The organism is Streptomyces polyasparticus (genome assembly GCF_014493765.1).
In the GTDB taxonomy this organism is placed as follows: domain Bacteria; phylum Actinomycetota; class Actinomycetes; order Streptomycetales; family Streptomycetaceae; genus Streptomyces; species Streptomyces polyasparticus.
The window spans coordinates 64899-76756 of the sequence record NZ_JACTVJ010000023.1 but is presented as its reverse complement, the minus strand read 5'-3'; the positions used below and the strand labels follow the sequence as shown (position 1 = coordinate 76756).

Genomic DNA, 11858 nt, shown 5'->3' with positions numbered 1-11858 from the left:
GGGCGTGATGACGGACGTACTCGCAGGTCAGACGGAAGTGCTCGCAGGCAGGTCGGAAGTACTCGCAGGCAAGGTGGCGGTGGTCACCGGAGCCAACAGCGGCATCGGGCTCGCCATCGCCAAGCGGTTCGCGGCGGAGGGGGCGCGGGTCTTCCTGGCCGGCCGCCGTCAGGAGTCACTCGACGCGGCGGTCGCCGAGATCGGGCCGGCGGCCAGGGGCGTGCGGGCCGACGTTTCGGTACAGGCGGACCTCGACCGCCTCTATTCGGTCGTACGCGAGGAGGCCGGCCGCATCGACGTACTGGTCGCCAACGCCGGCAGCGCCATCCCTCAGCGTCTCGGCGAGATCACCGAGGAAGCCATCGACGCCACCTTGGGAACGAACCTGAAGGGCACGATCTTCACGGTGCAGAAGGCGCTGCCCCTGCTGTCGGAGGGCGCCTCCATCGTGGTGATCGGGTCGACCACCACCCTCGTCCCCGCGCCGGGCCTGGAGATCTACGGCGCCTCGAAGGCGGCGCTGCGCAATCTGGTGCGCAGCTGGGCACTCAGCGCGCAGGAACGGAAGTTCCGGGTGAACGCGATCAGCCCCGGCCCGACCGAGACCCCAGGCCTGATCGGCGCCGCGGGCCCGGACCACCAGCTCGCCTCACAGGTGCCGCTCGGCCGGATCGGCCGGCCGGACGAGATCGCCTCCGTGGCGACGTTCCTGGCCTCGGACGCCGCCGGCTTCGTCAACGGCGCCGACTGGTTCGTCGACGGAGGCCAGGCACAGGTCTGAGCCCAGGCGCAGGCCTGAGCTCAGGCGCCGGTCGGCCCGTCGTGGTCACTCGCCCGACTCGGCCGCCCCGCCCTTCTTGCGCAGCAGGAACACCACCACACCGCCGAGCACCAGGAACCCCACCGCGACCCCCGCGATCATCGGCGTAGCGTTCGAGCTTCCCGTTTCCGCCAGGTCGTGGGTCGTGGTGCCGCCGGCCGTCGCCGGGCTCGGCGCGGACTGCGGGGCGATGTCGTTGCCCGCGGCGGCGCCGGACGCCTCCGTGCGGCAGTCGAGGACGCCCTTGAAGCGTTCCGCGAAACCATTCGGCCCGGTGATCGTGAAGTCGTACGCCTGGTCCTCCTGCAGCGGGATCGTGACCGTGCGCGCCTCCCCCGCCGCGATGGTGTGCTCGAAGCCCATCAGCGAGAACGTGAACTCCCGGTCACCCTGGTTGACCGCCGTGATGTCCAGACCGCCCGCGGCACAGTCGGGCTCGGCGGAGAGCGCCGGGATCGCGCCCTTCTCGGCCCAGTTCACCGTCGCGGTCGCCGACACCGTCGACTCGCTCGACCCGGCCAGGATCTGCGTCTGGCTCCTGGTCTCGGAGACGAAGGCCCGCCCGACCGGCACGCTCGTCGACGCCTGCACCGTGAGCGCCGCCTTGCCCGCGCCGCCCTTGGGAAGGTCGAAGTACAGCTCGCTGCCGTCGGCCGCCGAGGTCAGGGGTCTGCCGTCCTCGCCCACCACCTTGACGCCGCTCGCCGCCGCGTCGGCGGGCGGATTCACCGCGACGCTGCGCGCGTCCGTGTGCACCGTCACCGGTCCGACCCGCTCACCCGCCCGCCCGGACACGGCCGGCGGGTCGAGGGTCAGGGAGGCCTTCGGCTCCCGCATGTTCCGGGCCTTCTTCTGCAGATAGTCCGCGAGCCGCTCCGCCTGCGGATCGAGCGCGGACACGTCGACTCCGTCCGAGTGGCGCCAGATCGCCACCTGGGTGCCGGCCGCGGCATCCGCCTCGGTCAGGCCCGCGGCGCCCGCCTTGCGGGCCAGTTCCGCCAGATCGTTCACCTGCGGATAGGAGTTCTGCAGGATCCAGCGGATCTTCCCCGCCTGCTTGTTGGCGCTCAGCGAGGTGGCGCTCCAGGACGTCTCCCGGTACCTCGCGTCCTGCTGCGTGGGGCTGTCGATGTCAATGCAATACGTCTTGAGCATGCCGCCGCCGTCGACGGACATCTCGAAGAGGCCGGCCGGGACCTCCCGCTCCACGCCGTCCTCGCGGACGACGGCCTGCCCGTAGGTCTCCAGACCGCCGAGGGTGGCGGTCGCACCCCCCGGCAGCTGGGGGTTCTCCTCGGCGGCGGCCGCACCCGCACCGGCCAGGGCACCGGCCGCGAGCAGCCCGGGGACAAGCAACGTCACCGCGAGGCGTGCACAACCCCGGCGACGTACGACGAACGACGACAACACTGAACTTCCCCTCCGGGCAGGACCCATGGACACATGGGGGGACGGTCCCGCCAGCAGACTCAACCTCAACTGCCCCGTGAGCTACGCCCGGCATCCTAGAGACGCGCAGCATCACGCATCCCGGCCATGCGGTCCGATAAGCCTTCCGACGCGCAATCGTTATCGCCGGTAACGGCTACGACCAGGCGTTCTCGACACATCCCCGGCCAACTTCCCTCCTCCGGGCGGGATTTGAGGCCTCCCGCACACAACGCCCGCCGAACGGGAGGTCGTACGGAGGGCCGGTGCAGATCCTGTGAACGCCCCGGCCACTCCACCACTGCCCTCGATCAGAACGCCGGTTCCGGCTCCCGGTCCGGCAGGAACCCGTCCCGCGCCGCACTCTCGGCATCACCACGGGGGTCCGGCTCGAACTGGGGCTCCGCTTCCCCAGCAGCCACCGCGCCGCCCACCTCCACGTCACCTGCCCCAGCATCGCCCACCCCGGCCGTCAGCGCCGGATTGGCCCGCGACACCCGCCGGAACGCGGCCGTCCCCCGCGACAGATCGTGCCCGAGCGCCACCGCCTCGATGTCGACGCCCAGCGTGCCCTGGCTCCCCGCGCCCCCTGCGTCCTGCTGTTTCACCTTCAACCGGCCCTGGACCACCACCGGATCGCCCAACGCCACGGACGAGGTCACATTCTCGGCGAGGCCGCGCCAGGCGAACACCGTGAGGAAGTTCGTATGCCCGCTCCGCCAGTCCCCCGTCGTGCGGTCGTAATAGCGCGCCGTCGACGCGAGCCGGAACCTGACCATCGGTCCGTTCGCCGTCACCCGGGACACCGGAGTCGTCGCGACGTTCCCCACGACCGTCACCAAGGTCTCGTTCATCTCGCTCACCCTCCCCTGTGCGCTGATCCGCGCACGACATGCGTACGGGCCCGTCCCGTACGACCGCGGCCGAGACCGTCCGGCGCTCTGCCGCGATCTCAGGCTGCACCGAACGGCACGAGCCCGCTTGAGCCTGTGGATTACCTGCCGGTTGTGGACAACTCCGCCACCCGCCCGAGGGACCCCTCCGTACGAGAAGAGACCACAGAGCCACCTGAACCAACAGAAAACGCCCCGGTCCCGACCCCACCACCCGTGGCCCCCATCACCGACGGCACGACCCCGAGCACCTTCATGTACTGCTCCCGCACCTCCCGGTACCGAAGGAGCTCCGACGCGACCGGATCGAGCACCCGCTGCCGCCCGCACGCCGCGGCCGCCTCGCGCAGCTTCCGCTCGGCGTCCTGTCCGTATCTCCGCGCGGGCCCGCGCGCGGCCATCCGGCAGGCCCACTCCACACACGGACCGCCCACGATGCCCGCCACCATCAGCAGCACCGGAGCCGTCAGATTCGGCTCGGCGACCCCGACGACCTGCCCGAACAGCCACAGCCCGCCGACCACTTGGAGCAGCGTCATCAGCGCCTGTACGAGAACGGCCATCGGCCACCAGCCCGGCCGCGGCGGCCGCAGGGCGGGCAGCGCCGCGTTCACCGCCAGTTCGTCCAGCGCCTCCGGCAGCCCCTCGCCACCGCGCGCCGCCGCGTCCCGTACCGCCTGCGCCCAGGGAGCGGGAAGACCGGCCGCCGCCTCGTCGCCGACCGTACGTACCGCCTGCTCGACGCGCTGCCGCGCCGTCGCCTCCTCGTCCACGGGCGCCGGGTCGGAGGAGGACGCGGTGGCGGGACCGGTGCGCTGCGCCTCGTACCAGCGCCAGAGCCTGAGCCACGGAGTGCCGCAGGCCTTGCTCGCGCCGCGCCGCCAGGACCGTTCGGCCGCCTCGCCCGCGGCCCCCGCGCCGACCGCCTCGGCCAGCCGGTCCGTGAACTCCTCACGTGCCCGCTCGCTCAGCCCGATCCGCCGCCCCGGCGCGTACACCGGCTTGAGCTGCCGGGCCGCCGCGTCCAGATCGGCCGAGATCCGCCGCGCGGCCGCACCGCGCTCGGCGACGAACTGGCCGAGCGCGTCGCGCAGTTCGCCCACGCCCTCGCCCGTCAGAGCGGACAGCGCGAGCACCGTCGCACCCGGTTCGCCGTGCTCGCCGAGCGCGATCCCGTCCTCGTCGAGCAACCGCCGCAGATCGTCGAGCACCAGGTCGGCCGCGTCGCCGGGCAGCCGGTCGGTCTGGTTGAGGACCACGAAGGTGACTTCCGCGTGGCCGGAAAGGGGCCGCAGATAGCGCTCGTGCAGGACGGCGTCCGCGTACTTCTCCGGGTCCACCACCCAGATCACCGCATCGACCAGAGTCAGCATCCGGTCGACGTGCTCGCGGTGTTCGACGGCGGCCGAGTCGTGGTCGGGCAGATCGATCAGTACGAGACCGGAGAGGCGGGGGTCCGGGTCGGGCCCTTGCAGCGGCCTGCGCCGCAGCCGCCCCGGGATCTCCAGACGGTCCAGGAGCGAGGCCGCCCCGTCGGACCAGCTGCAGGCCAGCGGCGCCGCGGTGGTGGGCCGGCGGACTCCCGTATCGGAAATGGCCACCCCCGCAAGGGCGTTGAACAGTGTCGACTTCCCGCTCCCCGTCGCCCCCGCCACGGCCACCACGGTGTGCCGCTCGGACAGTCCGCGCCGGGCCGCCGCCTGGTCGAGCACGCGCCCGGCCTCGGCGAGCGTCTTGCCGTCCAGACGCGTACGCGAAAGGCCGACGAGCTCGCGCAGCGCGTCGAGCCGGGCCCGCAGCGCCGGGTCGTACGTCAGACCGCGCGGACGCTGCGCCTCCGCCTGCGCCGCACGCTCCTCCTCGGCCGTGACCCGCCGCGCGATCAGCCCGTCGTCCCAGGCGCGTTCGCCGGCTTCCGCCCAGGTGCTCTCGTCCCCCTCCGGGGCTTCCACGGCTTCCGCCCAGGCGCTCTCTTCTGCTTCCGCGGCTTCCACGGCTTCCGCCCAGGCACTCTCGTCGGCTTCCACGGGCTCCTGCCCGCCGGTGTGGTCAGTGACGGCAGTCATGCGGTCACCTCTCCTTCTGCAGTACGGACAGAGCGGCGATCAACTCGGCCTGGGGTTCCGGCTGGACGTCGAGGGTGTCGAGCGGGGCGAGCCTGCGGTCCCGTTCGGCCTTCAGCGCCTTCTCCACGTACGAACTGAGCAGCTTGCCGCCGCGGTCGCGCAGCTTGAGCGCGCCCTGCGCCCCGATCCGCTCGGCGAGCGACTCCCCCGCCGAACGCGCCCTGCGCCCGCCGAGCAGCGCCGTCGCGAGGAGCGCGGCCACGGGCTCGGCGTCGGGCGGGTTGTCGAGCCCGCGCAGCTCTTCCTCCACGTACTCCTCGAGGACCCGCCGCCAGCGCCGCACCGAGAGCCCGATCCGGTGCTCGGCCCCTTCACCGTCGGGCTCGCGCGCGGTCAACTCCCCTGCGGCCGGGTCCTTCTGCCAGCCGTCGTCGATACGGCGGTCGGCGGCGGACACGGCGCATACGAGAACGGTCGCGAGGCTCTCGACCACGGCGTCGAGCAGCTCGCCCGCCGTGCAGTCGAGCGGATACGCCCGCCACCGCGCGAGCGCACCGCCGGCGAGCACCGCGCCCGCCTGCAGCCGTCCACGTACGCGCGCCTGCTCGCTCTCGTACGCCTCGTCGACCATGCCCGTGAGCCGCACCGCGGCGGCATGCTGGGCGGCGACGGCGCCGGCGAGCTCGGGCATCCGCGAGTTGAGCGAATCCAGCAGACCGGTCGCCGTACGGCTGAGCGCGAACCCCCTGGCCTGCTCGTCCTGTACGCGATGCGTCAGCCAGGCCCGCAACGGCGCCACGGCCGTGGCCGGCAGCAGACCGCCGCCCCCGGTGGATTCGGGCAGCTCGGGCACGGTGAACCGGGGCACCTCGCCGAGTCCGGCCTTCGCGAGGAGCGCACCGTACTGCCGCGACACCTCGGCCACGACCTGATGCGGCACCCGGTCGAGCACGGTGACCAGCGTCGCGTCGTACTCCTTGGCGGTGCGCAGCAGATGCCAGGGCACGGCGTCGGCGTAGCGCGCGGCGGTCGTGACCATCACCCAGACGTCCGCGGCGCAGATCAACTCGGCGGCCAGGACCCGGTTTTCAGCGACGAGCGAGTCGATGTCGGGCGCGTCGAGGAGAGCGAGCCCCCTCGGCAGCGTGGCCGCGGTCTCGACCCGCAGCGCCCGCTCACCGGGCTTGGCCGTCGCGTCCCGCGCGCCCTTCTCACCACTCTGCGGCACCCATACGCGGGTGAGTTCGGGCAGAACGCGCAGGCCGGCGAACCAGTGGTGATCGTCCGGGTGGCAGACTAGCACCGGCGTCCGCGTCGTGGGCCGCAGCACGCCCGCCTCGCTGACCTGCCGCCCGACGAGCGAGTTCACCAGCGTGGACTTGCCGGCACCGGTCGAACCGCCGATCACGACGAGCAGCGGCGCTTCGGGCTGCTTCAGACGGGGCACGAGATAGTCGTCGAGCTGCGCAAGCAGCTCCTCCCGATTGGCCCGCGCTCTTGGCGCCCCCGCCAAGGGGAGCGGAAAGCGCGCGGCGGCGACACGGTCGCGCAGGGCGGAGAGTGCGTCGAGCAGCTGAGGCCGTACGTCCAAGGTCACCACATGCGAAGAATGCCCAATTTTGTTTGGTTTCTGAAGGATATGGACCCTTCTGCGCGCCGATGGTCGTCTGATCGACACGATTCGCGTACGGAATGGGGGTGGACTGGTGCGCGGAGGCCGGATGTACGGGATGGAGCGGGAGTCGGATGTACGGGATGGGGCGGAGGCCAGCTGTACGGGATGGGCGTGAAGGTGCGACAAGCGCGAGACCCTTGCGGAATGGTGACGACTGGGTGGATCGTGACGACTGGGTGGATCGTGACGACTGGGGCCAGTGGGATCAGTAGGGCTTGTGGGACGACTGGGGCGCAGGCATAACGAGTGCACAACACCCGGGGCGTGAGACGTCAAAAGCGATGCAGGATTCGTACCTGCCTGCGATTATCAGAAACCGCTTCACTGAAACTCCACATCGTGCCACGGAGCAGAAGCGCACGGGACAGGGGGCGGCGACCCCTATCCTTGTCCCCGGCAAGGTCACGGATCTCCCCCCAGTCCGCAGTCCAGGCCACCGGCCACACACCGGCCCCCGTAGCTCAGTGGATAGAGCAGGCGCCTTCTAAGCGCTTGGCCGCAGGTTCGAGTCCTGCCGGGGGCGCCCAAAACATGGGAAGCGCTTGGCGCACTTGTCCCGATGACGCCCGGACCACGTACGTGGCCCGGGTTCGTTGCTGTGCGGGGCGTCGTCCCATGCGTCTCGCCGATCCTCGGTGGTGGACCGACGAGGGGCTGTACCTGGTGGGACAGCTCGTCGACGGTGGCGCCGTCGATGGTGACCTTGAGGACCGCCCTTCGGCTCGGGCGGTCGTAGCGAATCTCCAGTTGGAAGGCATCGTAGAGGTCGCGTTGCGCCTCGACGGTAAGTGTGCCGAGGCCTCTTCTGACTTCTGGAAGCAGATCCAAGAGTTCGGCGTCGGTGCCAGGGGTGTTCCGTGCGGCGTTGTGGGTGTGGAGTTCGTCTTGGAGCCGGGCTCGCTCGCGTTCCATCTGGTTGAAGCGTTCGCGGATGGTTCTGCGGTACGCGGTGGCGATGTCCGGGTCGGTCTCGTCGATGTCGGCGAGCTCGTCCATAAGGCGGCTCTGCTTGGTCTTGAGCTGGCCGATCTGTGCGGTGAGGGCCTCGGTGCGGTCGGCGAGAAGGGGCTGGGCTTGCGCCCCGGTGTGGGCGAGCTGGGTGGCGAGCAGTTCTTGGCGATGTGGGCCGAGGATCCGGTCGGCGAAGAAGTCGTGGACCGCGCCGATGAGCGCCTTCTCGCCGATCCACACGCTCTTGGGGTGGGTGGGAAACCAGGGGGCGCCTCGGTGGTGGGCCGCGTCGATCTCGCAGGCGTAGAAGGACAGGCCTTTGCGGCTCTTGCCGTACATGCGCCGGTCACACAGGTCACAGATGACGTACGAACGCAGCGCATAGGTGCGTTTGGTCTGCGGGTGTTGGGAGTTGGGCCCTGGCTCGGGGCGCGAGCCCTGACGCGTCTTGCCCACCGGTGAGGCGGCGGAGAACATCTCGCGGGTGACGAGAGGCTCATGGGTGGGCTGCGGAGACCAGATCCATTCGCTGATGGGGTTGCGTCGGTTGCCCTTCTTGCGGGCCTTGCGGTTCCAGACCTGGTAGCCGGTGTACTTCGGGTTCTCCAGGATGCTGCGCACTCCGGCCACGCTCCACATCGCGGAGGCCGTGTCGGCGCGGTTCGGGCGCGGCGGTGGGTAAAGGAGCGGGTCGGTGTTCAGGCGGTCGGCGATCGCCCGGTAGCCGAGCTTGTTGAGGGCGCGGAGACGGAAGATCTCGGTGACGACCGGGCCGCAGACAGGATCGGGGATAAGTCGATGCTTGGTGCGGCCTTCCGCCCGCCGCGCGGGCACAGGGTGCGGGACCTTGTCGGCGAGGTAGCCGTACGGGGGTTTGCCCACGTTCCAGCCTTGTTTGGTGTGCTCGATGAAGCCGTCCCAGGACAGCTCCAGCATCTGCAGCACGTACCACTCGGAGACGGCCTGCTTCACGCGACGGGTGAGCGTCGGGGTGGCACGCTTGGCCTTCGGGTCGGTGATGATCGGTTCGTCGGCGGCGCACAGGGCGACGCCGCACTTCTCCAGCTCGTACTCGATCTTCGTGCCGAAGTAGGTGCGTCGGGCGACGCGCTCGATGGACTCGCAGATGACCGCGGCGAAGCGGCGGCTGGGGTCCTTGGCCTCTTCCAGCAGGTCGGCGATGCCGCCATCGCGCGGGATCGGAACGTCGAAGCGCTCGTGTGCGCTGCCGTGGCCGCGCTGGTCGAGTTCCTTGCGGCCGGATTCGACGTCGTAGAAGTGGGCGACGATGACCCAGCCGGGCGGGAGAGCCGCGCGAGCGTTCCGAAGCTGGCGGGGCAGGGAGAGGGTCGGGTCCTGGGCGTCTTCGTCGGAGGTCCGGCCGAGCCAGGCCACCGGCACGGTGACCGGTGGCGCGGGCGCGGACGGTGTGGCCGGGGACCAGGGCAGACCTGGGACCGGTGGCGTCCAAGGGTGTTCGGGCGCCGTGGCGTCCAGCGTCATGTCGGCTCCTGTCCGAAGGGGGGCGGGCGGTTTACGTCATGCGCTCCTCTCCCCGTCCCGCGCGCCGACCCGCTGGGCTCGCAGGTGCGCGAGCACGCGGCGGATGGCGGCGGCTTGGCGGTGTTGGAGTGCTTCTCCGTCCGGTCCGTGAATGACGACGTACTGCACGGACACCCTCAACTCGTCTGTTGTGGCTGGCTCGTTGAGCCGTCCGTCGTGGCCAAGGGCGTCCGGGGTCCATGGACGCTCCCGCTCGGCCCGGTCGTCAAGGCCGCGATCTCCCGGGCCCGGTGTGGGCTCGGGACGGGAGGTCATCGCGCACTTCCTGCGGACCGGGCGACGCACGCCGACCACGGCAGGGCGACGGCCCCGATGGTGCTGTCCGCCAGCAAATGGCGGAGTGCGTGAGCCGCTTGCTGTGGGACAACGCTGTTGCCGAGCAGGTGGAGTTGAGCAACGCGGGAGAGGCCGGGCATGCCCGTCACCCAGCCCTTCTCGAAACCCATGAGCCACTCGACCAGGTCGGCGCTCAGGCGACGGGTGCCGGGGACCGTGGGCCTGGGTGCGGGATGGCCGGTCACGTGCTCCCATCTGCGGATCGCGGGGAGGTATTCGGCCCACCAACCGGCAGGTGAGTGACGGCGGTACGGAGGTTCACTCCGCCCTTGCGTTTCGGGGTTGTACCCGCACCGCCGTGCGCGTCCGCCGTCGTCGGAGTGGGCAGCAACTTCTCCGTACCGGCAAGCACGGCCGCGGTGGAGGCAAGGGTGAGGCCGCCGTTGCGATAGCGCTGGTTCGGTGAGCCCTTCTCGCCGTCGCTCGCGCGTGGGGTGGGCAGCAGGTGCTCGTCCTTGCCTGCCCGGTAGGGGCCCTGGCCGCCGGCCTTGTGCGTGGCTGGGACTGGGGAGCCGCTGTTGACCGTGAGGTTCGGGGTCTTCGACAGCGTGATGCTTGTCGGGCATCGACCGGGCGGCGACGAGGAATACGCGCTCGCGACGATGGGCGGCGCCGACGTCGGAAGCGCGTACGCATGTCCACCGGCAGTCGTCATACCCGATCTCGGCCAGGTCCGCGAGTACGGCTCCGAGCGCTCGCATAGGCGGCAGCTTCTGGGGGTCTCCCAGACACCTCGGGCAGGGTTCCAGGTCGCGAAGGGGGCGGATTCCGGCTCTCGTGGACAAGATTCCGCGGACATTCTCGATCACCACCATGTGAGGCCGGAGGGCTGACGCTGCGGTCACGATGTGCGGCCACAGGCCGGAGGGCGAGTGCTCGGACAGGCCGGTGCGCGGGCCCGCCACGGACAGGCCCTGACAGGGAAATCCAGTGGTGAGCACGTCGACGGGTTCGACCTCGCGGAAGTCGGTGGTGCGGACGTCGCCGTGGTTGAGAGAGCCGGGCCAATGTCTGGCGAGCACAGCGGAGGCCTGGGGGTCGGTCTCGGCGTGCCAGGCGATGCGCCCGCCGAGTGCGTCTTGGACGCCGAGGTCGAGGCCACCGATTCCCGAACACAGGGAGCCCACAGTGAGATCAGTGGCCCGCATGACGTGCCTTTGCGGTGCAGGCGCGAGCGCGGAAGGTCGCCGCCGTGCGGGGCTTGCGGACCCGGCATGGCCTGGTCGCACGCCTTCGGGACCTGTTCTCGTCGCGCCGCTTCTCCGACGCTTCAGGAAAGGAGGCGCGGACGGCGACGAGCGTGTCCTCGTGCGCGATCAGGGACAGGGGGATGCCGGCGCGGCGGGCATCGCCGACGTTCTTCATCTGGAAGAAGGACGGGCGAGCGATGAGGCGGCCCTCACGGATCCCGGCGAGCAGAGCGACGTTGCGTTCGACGGGGATCAGGCCCGCGTTCTCGACGGCGGTGAGGACACCGGTGGGCAGGTCGACGAGTTCGCCCTGCTCGCGCCAGGGACGGGTGGTGATGACGATGTGGCCGCCGGGGCGAAGCAGGTGACGGCACTGGGTGAGGATCTCGGTGAATCCTTCGAGGAGGGCGTCGAGGCCGACGTGGGCAAGGTTGTGGCGGTCTGCGCTGTAGCGGTAGTGGGTCTTGGTGACCCCTCGCTCGCCTGATTCGCGGCTGGAGCGGACCTGTCCATGGACGGAGGGGCCGTACGGGGGTGAGGTGACGATCAGGTCGACCAAGCCGTGGAAGTGCGCGGGCACGTGGGCGGTGAGCTGGCGCGCGTCGCCGCAGAAGACCTCTCCTCCGCCGGTGGCTCCCTGACGGTCGGCATGGCGAAGGTTGGCGGCGGCGAGGTGCGCCCACTTCGGCTCGTATTCGGTGCCGAGTGCATGGCGGCCGAGGTGAACGGCTTCGACGAGCGTCGTGCCGATACCGCACATCGGGTCCAGTACGAGGTCGCCGGGCTTGGTGTAGGTGGTAATGGCGTGGCGGGCGAGGGCCGGGAGCATCTTCGCGGGATGCTCGGCGGAGCCGTCGACGTAGCGGTCGCCGCGCTGGAGGCGTGCGGTGGTCGGGGCGGTGCTCCACACCGACAGACGCTGGTTCATGACGCGGG

At 70.8% G+C, this 11858-nt stretch carries 9 protein-coding genes, 1 tRNA gene and 1 pseudogene; 4 read left to right on the top strand and 7 right to left on the bottom strand.

The genetic code is table 11. The features are described from left to right. Positions 1–7: 7 nt before the first annotated feature. Positions 8–781 carry an SDR family NAD(P)-dependent oxidoreductase gene (locus tag H9Y04_RS36500; protein ID WP_187818486.1) on the top strand — a complete coding sequence of 258 codons (774 nt, stop codon included), beginning with the start codon at positions 8–10 and terminating at the stop codon, positions 779–781. 45 nt (positions 782–826) lie between these two features. Here the strand turns inward: H9Y04_RS36500 and H9Y04_RS36495 are convergent, their stop codons facing one another. The 4 genes from H9Y04_RS36495 to H9Y04_RS36480 form a co-directional block, all read right to left on the bottom strand. Next, positions 827–2257 (bottom strand): Cys-Gln thioester bond-forming surface protein, encoded by a 1431-nt coding sequence (locus tag H9Y04_RS36495; protein ID WP_187818485.1) that lies wholly within the window; start codon positions 2255–2257, stop codon positions 827–829. Between the two features lie 302 nt (positions 2258–2559). Next, on the bottom strand, positions 2560–3102 hold the full coding sequence (locus H9Y04_RS36490; RefSeq protein ID WP_187818484.1) for a single-stranded DNA-binding protein: 543 nt from the start codon (positions 3100–3102) through the stop codon (positions 2560–2562). A gap of 140 nt (positions 3103–3242) precedes the next feature. Further along, entirely contained in the window at positions 3243–5207 is a 1965-nt protein-coding gene (locus H9Y04_RS36485; protein ID WP_187818483.1) for a YfjP family GTPase, read from the bottom strand. Between the two features lie 4 nt (positions 5208–5211). Beyond that, on the bottom strand, positions 5212–6807 hold the full coding sequence (locus H9Y04_RS36480; protein WP_187818482.1) for a dynamin family protein: 1596 nt from the start codon (positions 6805–6807) through the stop codon (positions 5212–5214). Positions 6808–7332: 525 nt separating this feature from the next. Between H9Y04_RS36480 and H9Y04_RS36475 the strand changes: the two genes are divergently transcribed. After that, positions 7333–7405: transfer RNA gene (locus H9Y04_RS36475), tRNA-Arg, on the top strand. A gap of 92 nt (positions 7406–7497) precedes the next feature. Next, positions 7498–8295 (top strand): hypothetical protein, encoded by a 798-nt coding sequence (locus tag H9Y04_RS47110; protein ID WP_236071907.1) that lies wholly within the window; start codon positions 7498–7500, stop codon positions 8293–8295. A gap of 60 nt (positions 8296–8355) precedes the next feature. Here H9Y04_RS47110 and H9Y04_RS47105 read toward each other — a convergent pair. Beyond that, positions 8356–8769, bottom strand: a pseudogene (locus H9Y04_RS47105) (recombinase family protein); the annotation flags it as partial. On the opposite strand from H9Y04_RS47105, the gene H9Y04_RS47100 reads away from it, so the two are divergent. Then, on the top strand, positions 8741–8926 hold the full coding sequence (locus H9Y04_RS47100; RefSeq protein WP_236071906.1) for a hypothetical protein: 186 nt from the start codon (positions 8741–8743) through the stop codon (positions 8924–8926). The pseudogene H9Y04_RS47105 and the gene H9Y04_RS47100 overlap by 29 nt on opposite strands. A gap of 721 nt (positions 8927–9647) precedes the next feature. Here the strand turns inward: H9Y04_RS47100 and H9Y04_RS36465 are convergent. After that, a complete protein-coding gene (locus H9Y04_RS36465; RefSeq protein ID WP_187818481.1) occupies positions 9648–10880 on the bottom strand; it encodes a DNA cytosine methyltransferase in 1233 nt (410 codons plus the stop codon). Then, positions 10867–11850 (bottom strand): TRM11 family SAM-dependent methyltransferase, encoded by a 984-nt coding sequence (locus tag H9Y04_RS36460; RefSeq protein ID WP_187818480.1) that lies wholly within the window; start codon positions 11848–11850, stop codon positions 10867–10869. Before H9Y04_RS36460 ends, H9Y04_RS36465 begins: the two co-directional genes overlap by 14 nt. Between the last annotated feature and the right edge of the window lie 8 nt (positions 11851–11858).